The sequence below is a fragment of the Oxalobacteraceae bacterium OTU3CAMAD1 genome, assembly GCA_024123915.1.
Classification (GTDB): domain Bacteria; phylum Pseudomonadota; class Gammaproteobacteria; order Burkholderiales; family Burkholderiaceae_D; genus Rugamonas.
Genome location: CP099650.1, coordinates 5,872,627 through 5,896,879, shown reverse-complemented (window position 1 = coordinate 5,896,879; position 24,253 = coordinate 5,872,627). Strand labels below are relative to the sequence as shown.

The following is a 24,253-nucleotide window of genomic DNA, read 5'->3' as shown; positions in this document are numbered from 1 at the left end:
GCATGATTCGCCCCGTGCAGCTTTCTTTCAACCTTCAGTAGAGAACATCAAGTGAAAAAACTTACTCTGGCAGCAATGATCATCGGCGGTTTCGCAGCGCAGGCGCAAGCTCAATCGAACGTAACGATCTACGGTATCGTCGATGCCGGTATCGTCAGCGAGCGCGGTGGCGCGGCCGGCAGCGTGACCAAAGTCACCAGCGGTATCGGCAGCCAGTCCCGTCTGGGTTTCCGCGGCACCGAAGATCTGGGCAACGGCCTGTCGGCCATCTTCCAGATCGAGACCGGCCTGAAAGTCGATGACGGCACCCTGGACAACACCAACAGCGCGCTGTTCAATCGCCAGGCATTCGTCGGTCTGCGCAGCAAGGAAGCCGGCACGCTGACCCTGGGTCGCCAGTACACGATGCTGTACAACGCCATGAGCCAAGTGGCCGACCCGTTCGGCGCCGGCTATGCCGGTTCGATCAAGAACTTGTTCCCGACCGCCGGCGCCAACACCCGCGTCAGCAACGCCGTCGTCTACGCCACGCCTGTCATGTCCGGTTTCAGCGCCGAAGCGCTGTACGCGCTGGGCGAGCAGGCCGGCAGCAGCGAAGCCGGCCGTCAGTTCGGCCTGGGCCTGAACTTCTCGCAGGCCGCGCTGAACGCACGCCTGGTGTACAACAACCGTAACAACGACACCGTCGCCGTCGGCACCACCCCTGCCGTGAACCGCGACTCGGGCCGCAACACCCTGTTCGCGATCAACTACGACTTCAAGGTGGTCAAGGCTTACTTCGCCTACGGCGACAACAAAGGCGTCAACAGCGCCGCGCTGCCTGTGGCCAACGCCTACGGCTACGCCGTCGCACCACGCGCCAGCCTGGAAAGCAACGACATCCTGGTCGGCGTGCAAGTGCCGGTCGGCAGCGGCACCATCATGGCCTCGGCGATCCGCAAGAACGACAAGACCAACTTTAACCAGGATGCCGATCAGTGGGCCGTGGGTTACCTGCACGCGTTGTCGAAGCGTACCGGTGCTTACATCGCCTACGCCAAGATCAAGAACAAGAACGGCGCCGGCTACACCGTGGGTAACAACAACGAAGCCGGTACGGGCGACAAAGCCTTCAACGTTGGCGTGCGTCACTCGTTCTAAGCAGGATCGACGGCGCTTTCCTGGGACCGCAGCGGTAGCCGGATGATGATCCGGGTGCCGCTGTCGCTGAGGATGGAAATGTCGCCGTGCAGTGCCCAGACCCGTTCGCGCATCCCGATCAGGCCAAAGGACGACGCCTTGTCCATGTCCTGTTCGGCGATGCCGCGACCGTCGTCGTGGATAGAAATTTGCAGCGACGATTCCGAACGCCGCAAGGTCAGCTCGACGTTTTGCGCCTCCGCGTGGCGCGTGATGTTGGTCAGCGCTTCCTGCGCAATGCGGAAGATGGCCGTGCTGTAGGCGTCATCGAGTATCAAATCCTCTTCATTCGCGTGCAACCGGCAGGAGATGCCGTAGCGCGACACGAATTCCTGGCGCAGGCTTTCCAGCGCAAAATACAAACCTCCCTCGTCGAGCGCGCGCGGCCGCAGATTGCTGGCGATGCGCCGCAGCGATGTGATGGCCGACATCAGCAGATCGTCCATGCCCGCCTGCAGCTTGCGCGCGGCCGGATCGCCGCCCGACTTCTGCTGCAGCAGCGCCAGGTCGACCCGCAACGTGGCCAGTAGTTGGCCGAGATCGTCGTGCAGCTCGCGGGCGATGTGCTTGCGTTCCTCCTCCCGTATCGTTTGCAGCGCCGCCGACAGTTCGCGCAATTGCGAATACGATTGCTCGAGCTGCTCCTGCACTTGCTTGCGTTCGGTGATGTCGCGCAGGATGATGGTGTAGATCTGGTGGCCGTTTTCCGACAGGGAGGAGATCGATCCCTCGAGCGGGAAGTGCTGGCCGTTGGCTTTCATGCCGGTGACCGCGTAGTCGCTGGCGCGCCGGCCTTTCATGCGCAGGCGGATGCCGGTCGAGCCGAAGTAGTGGGTGGACGAGGTGCCGCCGGTCTGGCGCTGGTCGCGCGGAATGAATTGCTGTAGCGGTACGCCCTCCATCGATTGCACGGTGGTGCCGAACATGGCGGCGGCCGACGGATTGGCTTGCAGGATGTGCTGATGCTCGTCGGTGATGATGATGGCGTCGCTGGCATGCTGGATGATGCCCCGGCTGCGCTTGTGCGCGGCGGAGTTGGCGCTGGAGCACAACCAGCCCATGCGCCACGACAGGCGGGCGAACAAGGCTGCGCCGATACTGATCACGGGCAGCTTGAATAACGATCTGGCTTGGCCGGGCATTTTCATGCGGCATCCCTCAGCCGAAGAGGGCGGCTGCAACGGGTACAGTATCGCAATCTCTACTCAATCCTGTTGACTTGTCTCAAGTGGACGCCGGGCCCCGGCATCCACGGATCGTCGTCACATTTGCTTGAACAAATGCAGGAAACTGCGGCTTACTTCAAGCTTGTCCGACTTACCTTTAATCATAACGAGATGACGGCCACGGATGTCGCGCGTTACGCCTTCGATGGCGTTAACATTGACCAGGGTGGCGCGGTGGATTTGCCAGAACAGCGCGGGATCGAGTTCCTCCGCCAGGTCGCGTACCGGCTTGCGGATCAGCGCCTCGTAGCGCTCGGTCTGCACGCAGGTGTACTTTTCGTCGGAGCGGAAGAACAGGATTTCCTCGACCGGAATCATGCGCAGGTCCTGGCCGATGCTGGCCTGAATCCATTGCAGATACGCTGGTTTCGGCGCGGTGATTTTCTCCGCCAGTTGCGACAGCATCGCGGTCACGCTGGCGTTGACGTCCGCCGCCGGTTTGCTCAGGCGTGTCTTGAGGCGGTCGACGGTGATCTGCAAGCGCTCCGGCTCGGGCGGTTTGAGGACGTAATCGACAGCGCCGCGCTCGAACGCCTCCACCGCGTAGGCATCGTAGGCCGTTACGAAGACGATATGGCTTTTGTTGCCGATGACGGTGGCCGCCTCCATGCCGGTCTTGCCCGGCATGCGAATATCGAGAAACGTGAAGTCCGGCTTGAGCTGGTCGACCAGCTCGATCGCCTCGTCGCCGTTCTTGGCTTCGCCGATAATGTCCAGTTCGGGCCAGACTTGGCCCAGGCGCATGCGCAATTGATCGCGCATCAAACGTTCGTCATCGGCAATGATTGCTGTAGGCATGAGTGGTTTTCAGTTATTAGGTGTGAGTGATTATTTGGTCAATTATTCAACGAATCGGCGCAATAATCAATCGCTCTTCGTTCGGCTTTTACTTCGGCTCGTGTTTGGGTTCTTTATTGGCCAGCTGATACGGCACCTCGATCGTGGCGATGACGCCGCTCGGGCTGTTGGCCGCGATCAGCAGCTGGCCCTGATCGCCGTGCAGTAGTTTCAGGCGTTCGCGGATGGTCATCAGGCCCAGCCCCGTGCCGTCGCTGGGCACCGCGCCAAAGCCGAGGCCGTCGTCGCTGACGATGACGCGCAGTTTATTGTGGGCCACGTCGGCGCGCACTTTGAGCGTGCCGCCTTGCGGCTTGGCTTCGAGGCCGTGCTTGATGGCGTTTTCCACCATCGATTGCAGCATCATCGGCGGGAACGCGGCGGTGCGCAGGCCGTCGGGGATGTCGAAGTCGACCGTCAGGCGCTCTTCCATGCGCATTTTGAGCAAATTCAGATAGGCCACGACCATGTCGGCTTCGCGGCCGAGGTTGGTGATCAGCGCGTTGTCGCGCATTTGCGGCAGCACCGCGCGCAGGTATTTGATCAGGCTGCGCTGCATGGCGGAGGCGCGCGGCGGGTCGGTCTCTATAAGGTGCTCGACCGAGGCCAAGGTGTTGAACAAAAAGTGCGGTTCGACCTGCGCCTGCATCATCTGCATCTTCGCCTCGCTCAGCTGGCGCTGCATGGATTCGCGCTCGACCGCCGCGTTGGCGGTCTGGGTTTCCGCTTCGGCGCGTTTTTTGCTGCCCATGAGTGCCTTGATGCCGAATAGGGCCAGCACCAGCAAGGTGATGAAGCTGCGGAACCAGGTCGACGCCTGGCCGTGGTAGCGGGCGACTTTCTGCTCGGCCGCGTCGTCGACCGCCTCTTCAATAGCGTTGGACAATTCTTCGCCGATTTGCGGCGGCAAATCGATGTGGACCTCCTCGCCAGGCAGGGTGGGCAGGGCGGGGACGGCCGGGGTGATGGTTTTGTCGGCCTTGCCGCCCTTGTTGTGGGCAGCGGCTGGCTCGGCCGGCTCGGCGGGTGCTTCTGGCGCCGCCGGCTCGGCCGGCGGCGCTGGTTCTGCTGGCTCGGCGCGCGGAACGCCATTTTCGTCGACACTGCTTTCGGCCTTTTCCGCATCCTTATTACGCTTGCCGCGCATGTTGAACCGAATGCCGCTGTCGTCGATCACGATATTGGTGTCGGCGCCTTTGCGTTTTTTGTCGCTGCGTACCACTTCCTCCTGAACCGGGCTCGACGAAAATAGCTCGTCCTGAAGAATGGAGCCGGCAATCAGCATCAACACTGCGAACACCAGGAACTTCCACCACGACAGCTGAGTCACCCATGTGGCGGTCGCGTCGAAGCCGCGATGCAGCCCGGCGGCGGCGGTCTTCAGGGTGTCTTGCGTTTTAGGCATAGGAAACATGTAAGGCTTTCACTCTTGAGTACTGGGCAAGTGTAACGAGTTTTGTGACGGTGCAACTGTAACGGTGATGGCGGCTGTACGCCATGCCCATGCGACAGTCTGCAAGAAATAGGGATTGGACGGCGCGGGGAGGGGAACAGAAAATAGGTCTTGCCAAGCCGGTGGGCGCTTTGATATAGTTCGCCTCCTCGCAAAACGACGCACACAAAACAAGGTGTTGCAGAGTGAAACGAGCGAAAGAAGAAGTGGTTTGAGGGGTTGACGAAATAAGCGAAACGCTTCATACTCTTTCTTCTGCGCTGACGAACAAAACGATTTGTCAAGCGTGCAAGCAGCACCAAACAAAGTTCTTTAAAAATTAACAGTCGATAAGTGTGGACGTTTGATGAAAGTGCACGCGGAACAAGGGCAACCGAGTTTCGCGATACTTAAAATATCAAATGTTCACAAGAAGTAATGAAATAGGCGCTACGAAAGTAGTGGCCTGTCAGTATTTTGAGTGAGCGACCTCTTAGTAATAAGAGTGCCGGTAAAACGGCAAAAGTAACAGAGATTAAACTGAAGAGTTTGATCCTGGCTCAGATTGAACGCTGGCGGCATGCCTTACACATGCAAGTCGAACGGCAGCGCGGGGCAACCTGGCGGCGAGTGGCGAACGGGTGAGTAATATATCGGAACGTACCCTGGAGTGGGGGATAACGTAGCGAAAGTTACGCTAATACCGCATACGATCTAAGGATGAAAGTGGGGGATCGCAAGACCTCATGCTCCTGGAGCGGCCGATATCTGATTAGCTAGTTGGTAGGGTAAAAGCCTACCAAGGCATCGATCAGTAGCTGGTCTGAGAGGACGACCAGCCACACTGGAACTGAGACACGGTCCAGACTCCTACGGGAGGCAGCAGTGGGGAATTTTGGACAATGGGCGCAAGCCTGATCCAGCAATGCCGCGTGAGTGAAGAAGGCCTTCGGGTTGTAAAGCTCTTTTGTCAGGGAAGAAACGGGTCTTTCTAATACAGAGGCCTAATGACGGTACCTGAAGAATAAGCACCGGCTAACTACGTGCCAGCAGCCGCGGTAATACGTAGGGTGCAAGCGTTAATCGGAATTACTGGGCGTAAAGCGTGCGCAGGCGGTTTTGTAAGTCTGTTGTGAAATCCCCGGGCTCAACCTGGGAATGGCAATGGAGACTGCAAGGCTAGAGTTTGGCAGAGGGGGGTAGAATTCCACGTGTAGCAGTGAAATGCGTAGATATGTGGAGGAACACCGATGGCGAAGGCAGCCCCCTGGGTCAAAACTGACGCTCATGCACGAAAGCGTGGGGAGCAAACAGGATTAGATACCCTGGTAGTCCACGCCCTAAACGATGTCTACTAGTTGTCGGGTCTTAATTGACTTGGTAACGCAGCTAACGCGTGAAGTAGACCGCCTGGGGAGTACGGTCGCAAGATTAAAACTCAAAGGAATTGACGGGGACCCGCACAAGCGGTGGATGATGTGGATTAATTCGATGCAACGCGAAAAACCTTACCTACCCTTGACATGGATGGAATCCCGGAGAGATTTGGGAGTGCCCGAAAGGGAACCATCACACAGGTGCTGCATGGCTGTCGTCAGCTCGTGTCGTGAGATGTTGGGTTAAGTCCCGCAACGAGCGCAACCCTTGTCATTAGTTGCTACGAAAGGGCACTCTAATGAGACTGCCGGTGACAAACCGGAGGAAGGTGGGGATGACGTCAAGTCCTCATGGCCCTTATGGGTAGGGCTTCACACGTCATACAATGGTACATACAGAGCGCCGCCAACCCGCGAGGGGGAGCTAATCGCAGAAAGTGTATCGTAGTCCGGATTGTAGTCTGCAACTCGACTGCATGAAGTTGGAATCGCTAGTAATCGCGGATCAGCATGTCGCGGTGAATACGTTCCCGGGTCTTGTACACACCGCCCGTCACACCATGGGAGCGGGTTTTACCAGAAGTAGGTAGCTTAACCGCAAGGAGGGCGCTTACCACGGTAGGATTCGTGACTGGGGTGAAGTCGTAACAAGGTAGCCGTATCGGAAGGTGCGGCTGGATCACCTCCTTTCTAGAGTCGCACGAGTTAGCAATAACTCACTCATCAAGCGTTCACACTTATCGACTGTAAATTCAAAGAACAGCATTTGGGGCTGTAGCTCAGCTGGTTAGAGCACCGTGTTGATAACGCGGGGGTCGTTGGTTCGAGTCCAACCAGCCCTACCAGTTTTACCCTAGTAGTAAATCTCAGGGGGATTAGCTCAGCTGGGAGAGCACCTGCTTTGCAAGCAGGGGGTCGTCGGTTCGATCCCGTCATCCTCCACCAAGAGTTCAAATGTAAGGGTAAGCCTTTAGATTTGATCTTTTAGAGATCAAGTGCTGTACGTTCTTTAACAATCTGGAAGAAGTAAGTAAATTTTTATTGATCGCAAACACCGACAGGTGGGTGCGATGGGTAATGATTGTATGTATCAACAAACGCAACAACGTAGTACTTCTTATTCCTATAAACGCTCCTTGTAGACGCGCGGTCAGCGGCGCAGGGGCTAACGTTATAGGGACAAGTGAATAAGTGCACATGGTGGATGCCTTGGCGATTACAGGCGATGAAGGACGTAGTAGCTTGCGATAAGCTGCGGGGAGCTAGCAAACAAGCTTTGATCCGCAGATTTCCGAATGGGGAAACCCGGCCTTTTAGGTCATTGCATACTGAATACATAGGTATGCAAAGCGAACGCGGCGAACTGAAACATCTAAGTAGCTGCAGGAAAATAAATCAACCGAGATTCCCAAAGTAGTGGCGAGCGAAATGGGAAGAGCCTGCACGTTTTAGCATGACGCATAACAGAATCCTCTGGAAATAGGAGCCATAGCGGGTGATAGCCCCGTATGTGAAATGCGATGTGTGGAACTAAGCGTGCGACAAGTAGGGCGGGACACGAGAAATCCTGTCTGAATATGGGGGGACCATCCTCCAAGGCTAAATACTCGTAATCGACCGATAGTGAACCAGTACCGTGAGGGAAAGGCGAAAAGAACCCCGGGAGGGGAGTGAAATAGATCCTGAAACCGTGTGCATACAAACAGTAGGAGCGGACTTGTTCCGTGACTGCGTACCTTTTGTATAATGGGTCAGCGACTTACATTCAGTGGCAAGGTTAACCATATAGGGAAGCCGTAGAGAAATCGAGTCCGAACAGGGCGATAGTCGCTGGGTGTAGACCCGAAACCAAGTGATCTACTCATGGCCAGGATGAAGGTGCGGTAACACGCACTGGAGGTCCGAACCCACTAATGTTGAAAAATTAGGGGATGAGCTGTGGGTAGGGGTGAAAGGCTAAACAAACTTGGAAATAGCTGGTTCTCTCCGAAAACTATTTAGGTAGTGCCTCAAGTATCACCATCGGGGGTAGAGCACTGTTATGGCTAGGGGGTCATCGCGACTTACCAAACCATTGCAAACTCCGAATACCGATGAGTGCGAGCTTGGGAGACAGACGTCGGGTGCTAACGTCCGGCGTCAAGAGGGAAACAACCCAGACCGCCAGCTAAGGTCCCAAAGATTGGCTAAGTGGAAAACGAAGTGGGAAGGCTAAAACAGTCAGGATGTTGGCTTAGAAGCAGCCATCATTTAAAGAAAGCGTAATAGCTCACTGATCGAGTCGTCCTGCGCGGAAGATGTAACGGGGCTAAGCCAGTCACCGAAGCTGCGGATATGCGTAAGCATATGGTAGGAGAGCGTTCTGTAAGCCTGCGAAGGTGTCTTGTAAAGGATGCTGGAGGTATCAGAAGTGCGAATGCTGACATGAGTAGCGATAATGGGGGTGAAAAGCCCCCACGCCGTAAGCCCAAGGTTTCCTGTTCAACGTTCATCGGAGCAGGGTGAGTCGGCCCCTAAGGCGAGGCAGAGATGCGTAGCTGATGGGAAGCAGGTTAATATTCCTGCACCGTCGTATGATGCGATGGGGGGACGGATCGCGGAAGGTTGTCCAACTGTTGGAATAGTTGGTTGCTGCTTCATAGAAGGCGCTTAGGCAAATCCGGGCGCGTAATTCAAGGGAGCGGGACGAGAGACTTAGGTCTCGAAGCAATCGGAAGTGGTTCCAAGAAAAGCCTCTAAGCTTCAGTCATACGAGACCGTACCGCAAACCGACACAGGTGGGCGAGATGAGTATTCTAAGGCGCTTGAGAGAACTCGGGAGAAGGAACTCGGCAAATTGGTACCGTAACTTCGGGAAAAGGTACGCCCTTGTAGCTTGGCTGATTTACTTCAGTAGGGTGAACGGGTTGCAATAAACTGGTGGCTGCGACTGTTTAATAAAAACACAGCACTCTGCAAACACGAAAGTGGACGTATAGGGTGTGACGCCTGCCCGGTGCTGGAAGATTAAATGATGGGGTGCAAGCTCTTGATTGAAGTCCCAGTAAACGGCGGCCGTAACTATAACGGTCCTAAGGTAGCGAAATTCCTTGTCGGGTAAGTTCCGACCTGCACGAATGGCGTAACGATGGCCACACTGTCTCCTCCCGAGACTCAGCGAAGTTGAAGTGTTTGTGATGATGCAATCTACCCGCGGCTAGACGGAAAGACCCCATGAACCTTTACTGTAGCTTTGCATTGGACTTTGAATCAATCTGTGTAGGATAGGTGGGAGGCTTTGAAGCGGGGACGCCAGTTCTCGTGGAGCCAACCTTGAAATACCACCCTGGTTCATTTGAGGTTCTAACCTTGGCCCGTTATCCGGGTCGGGGACAGTGCATGGTAGGCAGTTTGACTGGGGCGGTCTCCTCCTAAAGTGTAACGGAGGAGTTCGAAGGTACGCTAGGTACGGTCGGACATCGTGCTAATAGTGCAATGGCATAAGCGTGCTTAACTGCGAGACTGACAAGTCGAGCAGGTACGAAAGTAGGACATAGTGATCCGGTGGTTCTGTATGGAAGGGCCATCGCTCAACGGATAAAAGGTACTCTGGGGATAACAGGCTGATTCCTCCCAAGAGTTCATATCGACGGGGGAGTTTGGCACCTCGATGTCGGCTCATCACATCCTGGGGCTGTAGCCGGTCCCAAGGGTATGGCTGTTCGCCATTTAAAGTGGTACGTGAGCTGGGTTTAAAACGTCGTGAGACAGTTTGGTCCCTATCTGCCGTGGGCGTTGGAAATTTGAAGGGGGCTGCTCCTAGTACGAGAGGACCGGAGTGGACAGACCTCTGGTGTACCGGTTGTCACGCCAGTGGCATTGCCGGGTAGCTAAGTCTGGAAGAGATAACCGCTGAAAGCATCTAAGCGGGAAACTTGCCTTAAGATGAGATTTCCCAGAGCCTTGAGCTCTTTGAAGGGTCGTTCGAGACCAGGACGTTGATAGGTCAGGTGTGGAAGTGCAGTAATGCATTAAGCTAACTGATACTAATTGCCCGTACGGCTTGTCCCTATAACCTTAGCAGGTTATGGTTGAATAAGAAGTGCGTTGAAACGTTCGTTGATACACAACTTCATTACCCCATTTACTTACTTCTCCAGATTCTGAGCAACGTTCACAAGAACGCGGCTCGTACAAGTCAATGCCTGATGACCATAGCAAGTTGGTCCCACCCCTTCCCATCCCGAACAGGACCGTGAAACAACTCTGCGCCGATGATAGTGCTGCAACCAGTGTGAAAGTAGGTTATCGTCAGGCTAGTTATATTAAAAAGCCCCTTCCAGTGATCTGGTCGGGGCTTTTTTTCGTTCGGACGAAACCTCAATGATACTGTGGAGACACGTAGGGCGGATTAGCGAAGCGTAATCGGCCATGTCAGCGCTGCCACCGGCTCATAGATGGCCGATTACGGCGTCCCGCCTAATCCGCCCTACGTCTTTCCGCAGTACATCAAGCGCCGTGGTTCTTCATGACCGTTCGCCAAAACTCTGTGTGATGCGGTCCAATATGATGGCCAACAACACCACGCATAAGCCGCTTTCAAAACCCAATCCCACGTCCAGTTGCTGGATGCTGCTTAATACCTCTCCACCCAATCCGCCGGCGCCGACCATCGACGTGACGATCACCATCGACAAGGCCATCATGATGGTCTGATTGATGCCGCCCATCAGCGCCGGCAAAGCCAGCGGCAACTGCACCTTGAACAGCAACTGCCACCCGCTGGCGCCAAACGCCTGCCCGGCTTCCAGCTGCTCCTTATCCACCTGCAAAATCCCGATGGTCGTCAGCCGCACCGCCGGCGGCATCGCGAAAATCACGGTAGCGATGATGCCCGGAACGCGGCCGAGGCCGAACAGCATCACCGCCGGGATCAGATAAACAAAGGCCGGCATGGTCTGCATGAAATCCAGCACCGGGCGTAGCACCGCGTGCACATGCCGGTTCCTGGCCGCTAAAATTCCAAGCGGTACGCCCAACGCCAGGCTGATCAACGTGGCCGACAAGGTCAGTCCCAAGGTGACGATCATCTGCGGCCAATAGCCCAGCACCGCGATCAGCAACAAGGACAATCCTGCAAACACCGCGAAGCGCCACGAGAGGCGACGCCAGCCAACGAACACGGCAAAGGTAATCACCACCCACGCTGGCGCCAGTTGCAGCACATTTTCAATAACACCGGCCAAACCTTCGATGACGCGCCCGGCGCTGTCGAACAGGCCGCCGTTGTGATCGATCAGCATTCGGACGACCCCGTTGACCGCGTCTCCCAGCGGCAAATATTGATGGAGTTGTTCGAACATGTCAGCCCCGTGCGCTGGCGCGCGAGATGATGCGCAGCGCGCTGGCGGCGGTGATCAGCCCCAACGCCACACCGCTGGCGTCGCGCACGGTCAATGGCATCTGATAAGCAGTCAGTCGCGGTATCAATTCGCTCAGCCTCGCATCGGCGGCGACGCTGGGCTGCTCGGGCGCCGGCGTGGCCACCGCTTCGTGATCGATCAGGTCGGTCGCGAGCAAATGGCTGGACGTATCGGCGCTGTGGAAGAATTCGCGCACGTGGTCGTTGACCGGATTGCTCAACAGTTCACGCGAGGTACCTTGCTGAACCAGGCGGCCACCACGCAGCAGGGCGATCTGGTCGCCAAGATGCAACGCTTCATCGATGTCGTGCGACACAAACACAATGGTGCGACGCCGCTCGCGCTGCAAGGCCAGCAGCAACTCCTGCATTTCGCGGCGCTTGAGCGGATCGAGCGCGGAGAACGCCTCGTCCATCAGCAGCAGCGCCGGGTCCACCGCCAGCGCGCGCGCCAGGCCGACCCGCTGGCGCATGCCGCCGGACAGCTGATGAGGGTACTGTTGCGCATGCGCCAGCAGCCCGACCTGTTCCAGCATGGCCGACGCGCGCCGGTGCCGCTCCGCCCGTCCGACACCGGCGATCTCCAGGCCAAAGGCGGCGTTGTCGATCACACTTCGATGCGGAAACAGCGCGGACGACTGGAACACCATGCCCATCGTCTCGCGCCGCAGTTGCTGCAACTGGCGCGGCGCCAGGCGGTTCAGGTCGACGCCGTCGATCAGCACCTGGCCGCTCGACGGCGGCGCCAGGCCGTTGATGGTGCGCAGCAAGGTCGACTTACCCGAACCCGACAATCCCATCAGCACGCAGATGCCACCTTCGGCAATGTCGAGCGAGACATCGTCAAGCGCGGCCGCGGGACTCGACTCGAACACCTTGCAGACATTGCGCAGTGAGACTTTAACGTTGGACATGGCATGCTTTCTCGAAGGTGGCGTTTACAGCTTGCCGTTCAGGGTCAGGAAGGCGGCGCGCGGAGCTCCGGCCAGCATGGTGGCGAAACCGCCCGACGGGTCGCTGCTGGCGAAGCCATTGGTGCCGATGGTGGCGAAGTAGCGCTTGTCGAACACATTGGTCACGTTCAACTGCAGCGACGCGCTCTTGAACGGCCCGATGTTGCCGAGCTTGTAGCCCCCGCTCAGGTTTGCCAGCCAGAACGACGGCACCGGGCTGTCGTTGAGATAGGTGTAGTAGCGTTTTCCCGTATATTTGGCGTCGGCGCGCGCGAACCAGCCGGCGTGTTCATATGACACTTCGGTGTTGAACAGCACTTTCGGCGCGTCGACGACGCGCTTGCCGTTGACGTTGATTGGTGTGGCGCCCTCGTAGTACACCGGCGCCTGCTTGTAGGTGGAGTCGTTGTAGGTGAAGGAATTGAACCAGGCCCATTCACGCGCGATCTTCCAGTCCAGCGCCGCTTCCAGTCCCTTGGTCTCTACCTTGCCCACGTTGGCCAAGGTGGTCGGGCAACCGACGATGCCGGTGCAGGTCGCCACATTCAACTGCCGGTTCTTGAAGTCGGCCGCGTACAGCGCCAGCGACGCCTGCAGCGGACCGCGTCGCGAGCGCACGCCGAGGTCGACCGTGGTGGAGGTCTGCGGCTTGACTTTGCCGGCGCTCAGGTCGAATGCCGCTTGCGTCTGCGAGAACGGACCGTCGGCGCCTGCCTGGTAGGCGTTCATGTTTTTGGCCCACGACGAGAACAATTCCTCGCGGTCGGTCAACGCATAGGTCAGGCCGGCCTGCGGCAGGAATTTTTTCGACGCCTCCAGCTTGCCGCCGGCGCGCCCGCCGATCTGATTGTCGCCGTCGATGCGCGCCTTGGTGCTCTTGAAGCCGTAGCTGAGCTTGAGCTTGTCGTCCAGCACCGCGAAACTGTCCTGCAAATACAGCTGCGTGGTCTTGCTGACGAAGCGCTGGGCGATCACCGTCGAGAACGGATTGTCGAGGAAGTGGTCGGTGCTTTCGGGACCATTGACGGCGAAGAAGGCGCGCGACCAGCGGTGCACGCTGCGCTCGCCCCAGACGCCAGCCGTAAGGGTGTGATTGCCCACCTCCCACGTCAAATCGCTGACCACGCCGGTGCGGTCGATGGCGTAGGTTTGCGCCCGCACCGAGATCGGCACGATGGCCGACGACGGCGTGTATGGCGTGTACCAATGGCTTTCGCCGTGGTTGCGGTGATCGTAGACAGTGGTTTTCAAGCGCAAGGTATCGCTTGGATTCCACTCCAGCGCGACGCCGCCGAGCCAGTCGTTGCGCAAGCCGCGCCCCAGGTAATAGGCATCGTCGAGATTGTTGACGCCGCCGCTATAGACGCCCTGTGCGGCCGCGACCGCGCGCTGCCAGTCGGGCGCGTAGTTGTCCCATTTGTAGCCGAGCCGGCGCACGCTGTCGAACGACAAGTCCTGGTAGTCGGTCTCGTCGCGCTCGGAGTAATTGAAGAAGGCGCTCAACTGGCTGGCGCCCAGTTTTTGCACGACCTTGGAATTGAACTGGTTCTGGTCCTGGCCGCCGTCGCCTTTCCATTTTTCGGCGCGCTGGCGCGTCAGCGACAAGTAGGCTTTGGTGTCGGTCGGCAGCAGGCCGGTGTCGTAGCGGACGAAAGTGCGCGACGTGCTGTCGCTGCCCAGCGTTTGCGCCAAGGTGGCGCCGGCAACGTCGGTCGGCCCGCGCGTGGTGAAGCTGACGGTGCCGCCCAGATTGCTGGTCGACGCCGTGCCGAGCGCGCCCGTGCCTTGCGACACCGTAACGTTGCCGACATTTTCGGACGAGATGGCGCGGCTGATGTGCAGGCCGTTGTGGTTGCGGTAGCTCATGTCGCCGAGCGGAATGTCGTCCAGGGTGAACCCCAGCTGGTTCTGGCTGAAGCCACGGATGGAGATGTGCGCCGACCACTCGTAGGCGCCGAATGGATCGGCAGACTGGAACGATACGCCCGGTAACTTCTCCAACGTCTTGAGCGGACTGGTGCCGGGGATGGCCTCGGCCAGATCCTTGCGCGTGATGTTTTGTACCTGGCGGCCTTGTCCCTGCACGAACACGGTTTCGATCGGCGTATCGGTGGTGGCGGCGATCGGGGCCGGGTCGGCCGCCGCGTAGGCTTGGGCGGAGCAGGCCAGCGCCTGCAACACGAGAAGGTGAAGGGGTTTGAATCGCAGTGCGTGTCGCATCGGTGGCTCCGGCGGTAGTGGATGAAGAGATGGGGAAATCAAGGCTGGGCCAGGCGGGCGCGCACGGCGGACGCGGCGTCGCCGCCGGCGCGGGTGGTGACGCCCGCCAGCCAGGCGTTCACCAGCTCGGGCCGGGCGCGCAATTGGCGCAGGGCGGCGGTCCGCGCAGGCTGCTTCTTGTCGAGCATATCGGCCATGATGGCGTGTTCGAGCGGCGCGCTGAATTCGATCTGGGCGAACAGCCGGCCGACGTTGGGGCAGGCCGCGCGGTAGCCACGGCGCGCCACAGTGTTGACGCTGGCGCTGCCGAATTTCGGTCCGAAATACAGGTCGTCGCCGTCGAGGTAGACTAGCTTGTAGGTATTGTTCATCTGGTGCGGTTCCCAGGCGAGGAACACGATCCATTCGGCGTTGCGGCCTTTGCGGGCCACTTGGCTCAGCATGCCTTGTTCGCTCGACTCGACCAGGGTCCAACCGGCGAGGCCGTAGCTTTGGGCAGCCAGCATTTTCTTGATGGATTGATTGGCCGGCGCGCCCGATTCGATGCCATAGATTTTGCGGTCGAACTTGTCGGCGTGTTTGGCCAGGTCGCTGAAGGTGCGCACGCCGGCGCGCGCCACGTAGTCCGGCACGGCCAGCGTGAACTTGGCGCCCGGCAGGTTGGCGTGCAGGAAGTCGATGGTGCCGGCCTTCAGTAGCGGGTCGACCAGCTGACGCTGGGCCGGCATCCAGTTGCCGAGGAAGACGTCGATCTGGCCTTTTTGCAAGCCTGCGTAGGTGATCGGCACCGACAGCGGCAGCACCTTTTGTTCGTAGCCGAGCGCTTCGAGGACGATGCCGGCCAGCGCATTGGCGGCGCCGATGTCGGTCCAGCCGGGATCGGCCATGCGTACAGCGCGGCAGGATTCGGGTTCGGCGGCGCGGGCGGTGTCGGCGATCGCGGCGATCATGACGGCGGCGGCGGCCAGCGCGGCCAGCGTGGTGGCGGCGCGGCGAATGGAGCGGTGCGCCGTATGAAGACGGTTCTGTGGGGATGCGTAATTCATGCGTCGGCTCCTGGTCGGGCGGACAGGCGCGCCCTGGCTTCCAGCGCGTCGAGGTCGAGATGGTTGCGGATGTAGCGTTTGCTGGCGTCGCGCGGCGGCTCGTAATCCCACGCGTGATGGACGCCGAGCGCGTTGGCGGCGCCGATAAAGCGCCGGCGCGCCTGGCTGGCCAGCACTTGGCCGTGCAGCGCCGGCAAGTCCCAGCGCCGCACGGTGTCGGCGCGGAACCCGGCCAGCACGTCGGCGCTGGCCGGGTTCGATGCCAGGTTGTGCAACTCGTCGGGATCGTCGCCGAGGTGGTAGAGCTGGTCGGGATCGGCCGGCGAGTGGATGAATTTCCAGGCGCCCCGGCGCAGCATGACGATGGGCGCCAGCGCGCCCTCGGCCAGATACTCGGCCACTACGCCGTCGTGGCCGCCGCGTTGGTTCAGGTGCGGCAGCAGGCTGCGACCGGCGATGTCGAGCGGGAATGCCGCACCCGCCGGCGGCGTCGCGCCATCGCGTGCCAGGTCGAGCAAGGTCGGCAGCAGATCGACCAGCGACACCGACTCGGCCACGCGATGCGGCTGGAACCGTTGCGGCGCATGGACAATCAGCGGCACGCGGCTGGCCGGTTCGAAGAAGTTCATCTTGTACCAGAGGCCGCGTTCGCCCAGCATGTCGCCGTGGTCGGAGGTGACAATGATGACGGTGTCGTCGGCTTGGCCAGATTCGCGCAGCGCGCGCAGCAGCACGCCGATTTGCTCGTCGACATACGAGATGGCGCCGTAGTAGGCGCGGCGCGCGCGGCGCGTCTGCTCCAGCGTGACCGGCGTCTGGTCCAGGCCGATCACGGCGCGCAGGCGGCGCGAATGCGGGTCCTCGCCGGCCGGCGCCTCGGGCACGCGCGGCATGTCGATCTCGTCATCGCCGTATTGCTCCCAGTACGGCGAGCAGATGGCGTAGGGGTCGTGCGGGTGCGTCATCGCCACCGTCATGCAGAACGGTCTGCGGTCGGGATCGCGGGCGAGGTCGAACAGTTTCTGGCGCGCGGCGAACACGACCTCGTCGTCGAAATCGAGCTGGTTGCTGCGCGCGCAGTGGCCGGCGTCGATCACCGACGACATGTTGTGATACCAGTCCGGGCGCGCGTCCGGTTGCGTCCAGTCCGGCGTCCAGCCGAAGTCGGCGGGATAGATGTCGGTCGTCAGGCGTTCCTCGAAGCCGTGCAACTGGTCGGCGCCGCAAAAGTGCATCTTGCCCGAGAGGATGGTGCGGTAGCCGGCGTGGCGCAGGTAATGGGCGAACGTCACCGCCTCGGAGGACAGTGCGGCGGCGTTGTCGTAGCCGCCGTTGGCCGACGGCAGGGTGCCGGTCATCAGCGCATAGCGTGACGGCGCGCACAGCGGCGAATTGCAATAGGCCGAATCGAAGACCACGCCGGCGGCGGCGAGGGCGTCGATCTGCGGCGTCGAGGTGACCGAATTACCGTATGCAGCCAAGGCACGCGCGGTCAGTTGGTCGGCCATCAGGATCAGGATATTCGGTTGTAAAGCGGGCTGGGAAGGCTGCATAAGGGGCATCTGCGTAAATGGTTCGATGCACGCATTCTGCGATGCCGGCCGAAAATTATGAACGTATCAATTTGCATATTCATATTCGGATAATATAAACCGCGCTTATGTATGAATTTGAGAATTCCTTTGCAAATTCAGCGTCTTGAGGGCAGAATAAATTATCGGAACATAAGAAAAATTTATGGCTAATCCACATCAAGGCGTCCCGCTGCACAGTTTGGTGTTCTTCGAATCGGCGGTGCGGCACCTGAACTTCACGCTGGTGGCGGAGGAATTCGGCACCAGCCAGCCGGCCGTCAGCCAGCGCATCGCCGCGCTGGAAAAGGATTTGGGCACGCCCCTGTTCAAGCGCGCCCATCGCGGCGTGACGTTGACGGCCGACGGTGTCACCTTGCACGAGGCGGTGCGCGATCATCTGGCGGCGATCCATGTGGCCGTCGACAAGCTGCGCGCGCGGCGCACCCGGCAAGTGGTGACGGTGGCGACCGATTTCGCCTTCGCGCAGTTCTGGCTGATGCCGCGTCTGGCGGCGTTTCAGGAGTTGCGACCCGAGCTCGACGTGCGCATCGTCACTTCGCAAAACGCGTTCGACATCCGTGGCGAGGCGGTGGATCTGGCGATCTCGTTCGGCGACGGCCAATGGCCCGGCTGCGATGCGCGGCAGATCTTGCCGGAGCTGGTGGTGCCGGTCTGCGCGCCGGCCTGGCTGGAGCGGCATGCGCAAGCGGGCGGCGCGTCCGCCGACGTGCTGCGCTTGCCGTTGCTGCATTTGGGTGGGGGCGGCCAAAACCGCTGGATGACCTGGCAGGACTGGGCGCGGCTGCAGGGGCTGCCCGACGGCGGCGATATTCCGAGCCTCACCCTGGGCAATTACCCGTTGTTGATCCAGGCGGCGATCGCCGGGCACGGCGTGGCGCTGGGCTGGCGTCCGTTGGTCGATGAGTTGGTGCGGGACGGTCAGCTGGTCACGCTGCCGGCGCCGGCGCTGAGCACGCGGCGCGGTTATTTCCTGCTGCGTCCCCACGGCCGCGAGCCGTGGGAAGCGCTCGACAGCCTGAGCGAGTGGATCGTGCGCGGTTGCGCCTAGAAATTGAAGCGCGCGCCGAACGAATACAGCGAGACTTCCGTTTTGGTCAGATAGCTAACGTCCGCGCCGATCGACCAGTGGCGGTTGAAGGCGTAGCTGATGCCGACGCCGACCATCGGATCGGTCTCGTCGCGGTCGGGCATATCGCTGCGGGTGGCGTGCATCGAGGTACGGCCGACGCCGGCGCGGCCGAACAGGCTTAAGCGCTCGTTGAGCGGTACCGTGCCCTGGACGGCGATGCCAAAGGTGCGATCCGGATAGTAACCTGCCTCGGTGTACATGCCACGGAACGGATTGAGGCTCAGGCCGCGTGTGTAGACGTCGAAGCCGAAGTTGGGGGTGTACTGGTAGCCGATCGCGCCGCCGACTGAAAAGTCGCTGCTGTTGTCCGCGTATTGGGACGAGACCGACGCGCGTCCGCCGGAGACGCCGAGATAAACGCCAGGTTCGAACGGGGCCGCAAACGATGGGCCGGCAATGGCGAACGCGGCCGCCGCGATAATCAAGAGTCGCATAAAGTTCCTTAAGGTTGGGACTGGAAGTGGCGGCATTGATTTATTTGCAATGCATCCGCCCTGCATCCTACGCTTAAATTATCTTTACGGCAACCTTGCCGTTTCCGCCGGCTGGGGCGCCAGCATGCGGCGCACCGCCTCGGCCTCCTCGCCGGGACTGCGCCCAAAGTAGCGCTTGAACTCGCGGCTGAACTGTGACGGGCTTTCGTAGCCCACCTGGGCCGATGCCGCCTGCGCCGTCATGTCGCTGCGCGCCATCAGCAGCCGCGCCTGGTGCAGCCGCGCCGATTTCAGATACTGGATCGGCGAACAGTGCGTCACCGATTTGAAGTGCACGTGGAAGGCCGGTACGCTCATGCTGGCCTCGGCAGCCAGCATGCCGACGTCCATGTCGGCCGCGCAATCGGCGTGGATGCGGCGCAGCGCCTTGGCGATACGGCCGAACTGGCCCTGGCTGGTCAGCGCGGCGCGCATCGCCGCCCCTTGCTCGCCCATCAGCACGCGGAAGCAGATTTCGCGCACGATGGCCGGCCCGAGCACGCGCGCCTCCAGCGGGCAGCTCAGCGCCTCCAGCAGGCGCAGCACGGTTCCGCGCAGGCGCTCGTCCATCCGCGTGGTCATCATCCCCTTGGGCATGGCCGGCACCTCGTTGGCGGTCTGGTCGATGGCGAACATCAGGTCGGCCAGCGTGGTGCGATCGACGCGGATGACCAGGCCCATGAACGGTTCCTCGACCGACGCCTCGGTGGCGCTGATGAATGGCGTGGGGATGGCGACCACCAGGTAGTGCTCGGCGTCGAACTGCAGCACGTCGTCGCCGAAGTGGGCGCGCTTGCGGCCTTGTAGCACGATGGCGATGCAGGGGTCGGACATGGCCGGCGCCTTCGTCACGCTTTGCGTGGCGCGGGTCAGGCGCACGTCTTCGAGCGCCGTCTCGGTGTAGCCGTCGTGCTTGGCCAGGCTGGTGTGCAGCGCGATCATCCGTTCCAATTCAAGTCCTTCCAAAAATACGGTGGCGAATAGGAATGATCCATCAAAGCGGCCGCGATGGCTACGGGGCTATCGTCGATGTATAGGATTAGGCAAGAAACACATAGACATGTGCATTCGCAGCAAAGCCGGATGTTCGTATGATGCATGCTGGTTTTATTGCCATTGAAAGGACCGCATCATGACTGCTGTTGCACACACCAAGCGAAAGGTGATTCTGATTGCCGGCGCCAGCCGGGGCAGCGGTCCTGCCACGGCGCGCCAGCTCGCCGGCGAAGGCCATCACGTGGTGCTCGGCGCGCGCCGCTCCGCCAAGCTGCACGCACTGGTGACGGAGATCCGCAACGCCGGCGGCTCGGCGGAGTGGTTCGCGCTGGACGTCTCACGGCCGGAGGAAATGCGTGAATTCCTGGCCTTCGGCGAGGACGTGCACAAGCGGATCGACGTCGTCATCAACAATTGCTGAGGAGGTCGTGACGCTACGGCCTGAACAATATTTTTAGCAGCGTGTCGGCCGTCGCCTGCAGTTCTTCGGGCGCATGGTAGATGCGTTCCATCACCACATTGCCGCGAGTGAACGTGACCAGCAGGCGGGAAGCTTCCGTTGGCGACAGATTCAGGCGTGCCACAGCGTCCGGTGCCGACAGCCGTTCTTCCAGCACCTCGGCCAGTCCTTCCAGCATGTCGCGCAGCGCCTGGCGTACGGCGTCATCCATTGCTGTCTCGTCGGTGGCGATCTTGGTCGTCAGGCAGCCTCGCGTGGACGAGGAGGGCGTGTCTCCATGCGGCGGGATCGGCTCCGACATCGAGGCGATGACGTAGGCAAAGAAATTGCGCAGCGCGATCACAGGATCGTCCGCGGTCATCTGTTGGCGCACCGCCGCCAGATAGCGCTGCTTATAACGCGCGAACGCCAGTAGGAAGATCGATTGCTTGTCGCCATAGGCGTTGTAGAGCGAGCCGCGCAGCACGCCGGTGGCCTGCGCGAGATCCTGCATCGACGTCGATGCATAGCCGCGCCGCCAGAAAACGTGCATCGCGCACTCCAGCGTTTCTTCTTCATTAAATTGTTTTATGCCTGCCATGGATCGGATTATCGGCATTCTTGACAGTGGTGTCAAGTTTGACTATGCTGTCAAACATGATGAGCCATTAAAGGGATCGTTGATGAGTATCGCAACAGACAAGGGCGCCGCTGCGCGCGCCATATTCGCCGGCCTTTGCGCCAGCCTGGTCGGTATCGGTCTGGCGCGCTTCGGCTACACGCCGTTGATCCCGCCATTGATCGAGGCGCACTGGTTCGCCGCGCAAGACGTGGTCTACCTGGGCGCGGCCAACCTGGTCGGTTATTTGGTGGGCGCGCTGGTGGGGCGTCCGCTGGCCGCGCGGCTGACGGCGCGCGCAACGCTGCGCATCATGATGATGTTGGCGTCCCTCGCATTCTTTGCCTGCGCGTTCCCCTTGTCGGTGAGCTGGTTCTTTGTCTGGCGCCTGTTGTCGGGTGTCTCGGGCGGTATCATCATGGTGCTGGTCGCTTCTACCGTGTTACCGCATGTGCCGGTCGAGCGCAGGGGAATGGCAAGCGGGGCGATCTTTCTGGGCGTCGGTGTCGGCATCGCCGCCTCAGGCACAGTGGTGCCGATGTTGCTGGGCGTCGGGCTGCGGGAGACTTGGCTGGGCCTGGGCACGCTGGCGCTGGTGCTGAGTATCGCGAGCTGGTTCTGCTGGCCGCACGCGTCGCAAGGCCATGTCGCCGCTGCCGGCGCGCAGTCTGCGGCGCCCAAAGCAGGCGCGCGTCTCGATCTGAACGTGCTCTATGTGCAATATGCCCTGATGGCGATCGGTCTCGTTCCGTTGATGGTGTTTCTGGTCGATTACGTCGCGCGCGGTTTGGGGTGGGGGACGCACACGGCGGCCTTGTTCTGGATCGCCTACGGCATCGGCGCGATCGCCGGTCCGATGATGTATGGGGCCATGACTGACCGCATCGGTCCAACACGCACCGCGCAGTTGGCGTTGGTCATGCAGGCGGGCGTCATCGCGTTGATGATGTTTTCGACCAATCACGTGGTGCTGATTGCCGCTACCGTGGTGGTCGGTTCCTTCCCGCCGGGTATTGTGCCGATCGTGCTGGGCCGCGTGCATCAGATATTGCCGGGCGATGCGCACGCCCAGAGCGCGGTATGGAGTCGGGCCACTACGGTGTTCGCCCTGTTCCAGGCGCTGTCCGGGTATGCCTATTCCTACCTGTTCGCGCAGAGCGGCGGCGATCATCGTTTGTTGATGGGAATAGGGGCGGGAGCGTTGTTAATCGCAGTACTAGCTGATGGCGTGAAGAAAGTTCTTGCCAAGCCCGGAGGGGCTTTGCTATAGTTCGCCTCCTCGCAAAACGGTGCACACAAAACAAGGTGTTGCAGCGTGAGGCGGGGCAAAAAAGAAGGTTGACGAAACGGTCTAAACGATTCATACTCTTCCTTCTTCGCTGACAGACAAAACGATTTGTTAGCGACGCAGTGCCAAGCAGTACCAAACAAAGTTCTTTAAAAATTAACAGTCGATAAGTGTGGACGTTTGATGAAAGTGCACGCGGAGCAAGGGTAACCGAGTTCCGCGATACTTAAAATATCAAATGTTCACAAGAAGTAATGAAATAGGCGCTACGAAAGTAGTGGCCTGTCAGTATTTTGAGTGAGCGACCTCTTAGCAATAAGAGAGCCGGTAAAACGGCAAAAGTAACAGAGATTAAACTGAAGAGTTTGATCCTGGCTCAGATTGAACGCTGGCGGCATGCCTTACACATGCAAGTCGAACGGCAGCGCGGGGCAACCTGGCGGCGAGTGGCGAACGGGTGAGTAATATATCGGAACGTACCCTGGAGTGGGGGATAACGTAGCGAAAGTTACGCTAATACCGCATACGATCTAAGGATGAAAGTGGGGGATCGCAAGACCTCATGCTCCTGGAGCGGCCGATATCTGATTAGCTAGTTGGTAGGGTAAAAGCCTACCAAGGCATCGATCAGTAGCTGGTCTGAGAGGACGACCAGCCACACTGGAACTGAGACACGGTCCAGACTCCTACGGGAGGCAGCAGTGGGGAATTTTGGACAATGGGCGCAAGCCTGATCCAGCAATGCCGCGTGAGTGAAGAAGGCCTTCGGGTTGTAAAGCTCTTTTGTCAGGGAAGAAACGGGTCTTTCTAATACAGAGGCCTAATGACGGTACCTGAAGAATAAGCACCGGCTAACTACGTGCCAGCAGCCGCGGTAATACGTAGGGTGCAAGCGTTAATCGGAATTACTGGGCGTAAAGCGTGCGCAGGCGGTTTTGTAAGTCTGTTGTGAAATCCCCGGGCTCAACCTGGGAATGGCAATGGAGACTGCAAGGCTAGAGTTTGGCAGAGGGGGGTAGAATTCCACGTGTAGCAGTGAAATGCGTAGATATGTGGAGGAACACCGATGGCGAAGGCAGCCCCCTGGGTCAAAACTGACGCTCATGCACGAAAGCGTGGGGAGCAAACAGGATTAGATACCCTGGTAGTCCACGCCCTAAACGATGTCTACTAGTTGTCGGGTCTTAATTGACTTGGTAACGCAGCTAACGCGTGAAGTAGACCGCCTGGGGAGTACGGTCGCAAGATTAAAACTCAAAGGAATTGACGGGGACCCGCACAAGCGGTGGATGATGTGGATTAATTCGATGCAACGCGAAAAACCTTACCTACCCTTGACATGGATGGAATCCCGGAGAGATTTGGGAGTGCCCGAAAGGGAACCATCACACAGGTGCTGCATGGCTGTCGTCAGCTCGTGTCGTGAGATGTTGGGTTAAGTCCCGCAACGAGCGCAACCCTTGTCATTAGTTGCTACGAAAGGGCACTCTAATGAGACTGCCGGTGACAAACCGGAGGAAGGTGGGGATGACGTCAAGTCCTCATGGCCCTTATGGGTAGGGCTTCACACGTCATACAATGGTACATACAGAGCGCCGCCAACCCGCGAGGGGGAGCTAATCGCAGAAAGTGTATCGTAGTCCGGATTGTAGTCTGCAACTCGACTGCATGAAGTTGGAATCGCTAGTAATCGCGGATCAGCATGTCGCGGTGAATACGTTCCCGGGTCTTGTACACACCGCCCGTCACACCATGGGAGCGGGTTTTACCAGAAGTAGGTAGCTTAACCGCAAGGAGGGCGCTTACCACGGTAGGATTCGTGACTGGGGTGAAGTCGTAACAAGGTAGCCGTATCGGAAGGTGCGGCTGGATCACCTCCTTTCTAGAGTCGCACGAGTTAGCAATAACTCACTCATCAAGCGTTCACACTTATCGACTGTAAATATCAAAGAACAGCATTTGGGGCTGTAGCTCAGCTGGTTAGAGCACCGTGTTGATAACGCGGGGGTCGTTGGTTCGAGTCCAACCAGCCCTACCAGTTTCT

15 protein-coding genes, 3 tRNA genes and 4 rRNA genes are annotated in these 24,253 nt (G+C 59.4%); 11 read left to right on the top strand and 11 right to left on the bottom strand.

Going from position 1 to position 24,253, the window contains the following annotated elements:
- Window positions 1-75 precede the first annotated feature (75 nt).
- Entirely contained in the window at window positions 76-1,140 is a 1,065-nt protein-coding gene (locus NHH88_25160; GenBank protein USX17431.1) for a porin, read from the top strand.
- Here the strand turns inward: NHH88_25160 and NHH88_25155 are convergent.
- The 3 genes from NHH88_25155 to NHH88_25145 all read right to left on the bottom strand — a co-directional run bounded on the left by NHH88_25155 (window position 1,137) and on the right by NHH88_25145 (window position 4,656).
- Window positions 1,137-2,240 (bottom strand): PAS domain-containing sensor histidine kinase, encoded by a 1,104-nt coding sequence (locus NHH88_25155; protein USX17430.1) that lies wholly within the window; start codon window positions 2,238-2,240, stop codon window positions 1,137-1,139. The two genes, NHH88_25160 and NHH88_25155, sit on opposite strands and share 4 nt — an antisense overlap.
- Before the next feature lie 201 nt (window positions 2,241-2,441).
- Entirely contained in the window at window positions 2,442-3,203 is a 762-nt protein-coding gene (locus tag NHH88_25150) for a LytTR family DNA-binding domain-containing protein (GenBank protein ID USX12922.1), read from the bottom strand.
- A gap of 88 nt (window positions 3,204-3,291) precedes the next feature.
- Window positions 3,292-4,656: a histidine kinase gene (locus NHH88_25145; protein USX12921.1), complete on the bottom strand. Its 1,365-nt coding sequence runs from the start codon at window positions 4,654-4,656 to the stop codon at window positions 3,292-3,294.
- Window positions 4,657-5,211: 555 nt separating this feature from the next.
- On the opposite strand from NHH88_25145, the gene NHH88_25140 reads away from it, so the two are divergent.
- The 5 genes from NHH88_25140 to rrf all read left to right on the top strand — a co-directional run bounded on the left by NHH88_25140 (window position 5,212) and on the right by rrf (window position 10,346).
- A 16S ribosomal RNA gene (locus NHH88_25140) occupies window positions 5,212-6,740 on the top strand.
- A gap of 78 nt (window positions 6,741-6,818) precedes the next feature.
- Window positions 6,819-6,895 (top strand) — tRNA-Ile (locus NHH88_25135).
- 24 nt (window positions 6,896-6,919) lie between these two features.
- Window positions 6,920-6,995, top strand: a tRNA-Ala gene (locus NHH88_25130).
- Between the two features lie 232 nt (window positions 6,996-7,227).
- Window positions 7,228-10,100, top strand: a 23S ribosomal RNA gene (locus NHH88_25125).
- Between the two features lie 133 nt (window positions 10,101-10,233).
- Window positions 10,234-10,346: ribosomal RNA gene (rrf, locus tag NHH88_25120) — 5S ribosomal RNA — on the top strand.
- Together the 16S, 23S and 5S rRNA genes with 2 tRNA genes alongside form the textbook arrangement of a ribosomal RNA operon.
- A gap of 209 nt (window positions 10,347-10,555) precedes the next feature.
- On the opposite strand, the gene NHH88_25115 is transcribed toward rrf, so the two are convergent.
- The 5 genes from NHH88_25115 to betC all read right to left on the bottom strand — a co-directional run bounded on the left by NHH88_25115 (window position 10,556) and on the right by betC (window position 17,223).
- Window positions 10,556-11,392 carry a proline/glycine betaine ABC transporter permease gene (locus NHH88_25115; GenBank protein ID USX12920.1) on the bottom strand — a complete coding sequence of 279 codons (837 nt, stop codon included), beginning with the start codon at window positions 11,390-11,392 and terminating at the stop codon, window positions 10,556-10,558.
- A gap of 1 nt (window position 11,393) precedes the next feature.
- Window positions 11,394-12,365 (bottom strand): ATP-binding cassette domain-containing protein, encoded by a 972-nt coding sequence (locus NHH88_25110; GenBank protein ID USX12919.1) that lies wholly within the window; start codon window positions 12,363-12,365, stop codon window positions 11,394-11,396.
- A gap of 24 nt (window positions 12,366-12,389) precedes the next feature.
- A complete protein-coding gene (locus NHH88_25105) occupies window positions 12,390-14,624 on the bottom strand; it encodes a TonB-dependent receptor (protein ID USX12918.1) in 2,235 nt (744 codons plus the stop codon).
- A gap of 38 nt (window positions 14,625-14,662) precedes the next feature.
- A complete protein-coding gene (gene choX, locus NHH88_25100; protein USX17429.1) occupies window positions 14,663-15,574 on the bottom strand; it encodes a choline ABC transporter substrate-binding protein in 912 nt (303 codons plus the stop codon).
- Between the two features lie 92 nt (window positions 15,575-15,666).
- The gene (betC, locus tag NHH88_25095; protein ID USX12917.1) at window positions 15,667-17,223 is read right to left on the bottom strand and encodes a choline-sulfatase; all 1,557 of its coding nucleotides are present in this window, start codon (window positions 17,221-17,223) and stop codon (window positions 15,667-15,669) included.
- 184 nt (window positions 17,224-17,407) lie between these two features.
- Between betC and NHH88_25090 the strand changes: the two genes are divergently transcribed.
- On the top strand, window positions 17,408-18,313 hold the full coding sequence (locus NHH88_25090) for a LysR substrate-binding domain-containing protein (protein ID USX12916.1): 906 nt from the start codon (window positions 17,408-17,410) through the stop codon (window positions 18,311-18,313).
- Here NHH88_25090 and NHH88_25085 read toward each other — a convergent pair.
- Both NHH88_25085 and NHH88_25080 read right to left on the bottom strand, forming a co-directional pair.
- A complete protein-coding gene (locus tag NHH88_25085; protein ID USX12915.1) occupies window positions 18,310-18,828 on the bottom strand; it encodes a porin family protein in 519 nt (172 codons plus the stop codon). The genes NHH88_25090 and NHH88_25085 overlap by 4 nt on opposite strands.
- An 84-nt stretch (window positions 18,829-18,912) precedes the next feature.
- Entirely contained in the window at window positions 18,913-19,809 is an 897-nt protein-coding gene (locus NHH88_25080) for an AraC family transcriptional regulator (protein USX17428.1), read from the bottom strand.
- 190 nt (window positions 19,810-19,999) lie between these two features.
- Between NHH88_25080 and NHH88_25075 the strand changes: the two genes are divergently transcribed.
- On the top strand, window positions 20,000-20,284 hold the full coding sequence (locus NHH88_25075) for an SDR family oxidoreductase (protein USX12914.1): 285 nt from the start codon (window positions 20,000-20,002) through the stop codon (window positions 20,282-20,284).
- A gap of 13 nt (window positions 20,285-20,297) precedes the next feature.
- Here NHH88_25075 and NHH88_25070 read toward each other — a convergent pair whose 3' ends face one another.
- Complete coding sequence (locus NHH88_25070; GenBank protein USX12913.1) at window positions 20,298-20,903, bottom strand: TetR/AcrR family transcriptional regulator; 606 nt, start codon at window positions 20,901-20,903, stop codon at window positions 20,298-20,300.
- A gap of 82 nt (window positions 20,904-20,985) precedes the next feature.
- Between NHH88_25070 and NHH88_25065 the strand changes: the two genes are divergently transcribed.
- The 3 genes from NHH88_25065 to NHH88_25055 all read left to right on the top strand — a co-directional run bounded on the left by NHH88_25065 (window position 20,986) and on the right by NHH88_25055 (window position 24,247).
- The gene (locus tag NHH88_25065) at window positions 20,986-22,191 is read left to right on the top strand and encodes an MFS transporter (protein USX17427.1); all 1,206 of its coding nucleotides are present in this window, start codon (window positions 20,986-20,988) and stop codon (window positions 22,189-22,191) included.
- A gap of 371 nt (window positions 22,192-22,562) precedes the next feature.
- Window positions 22,563-24,091, top strand: a 16S ribosomal RNA gene (locus tag NHH88_25060).
- A 79-nt stretch (window positions 24,092-24,170) separates the two neighbouring features.
- Window positions 24,171-24,247: transfer RNA gene (locus tag NHH88_25055), tRNA-Ile, on the top strand.
- The last annotated feature ends 6 nt before the right edge of the window (window positions 24,248-24,253 follow it).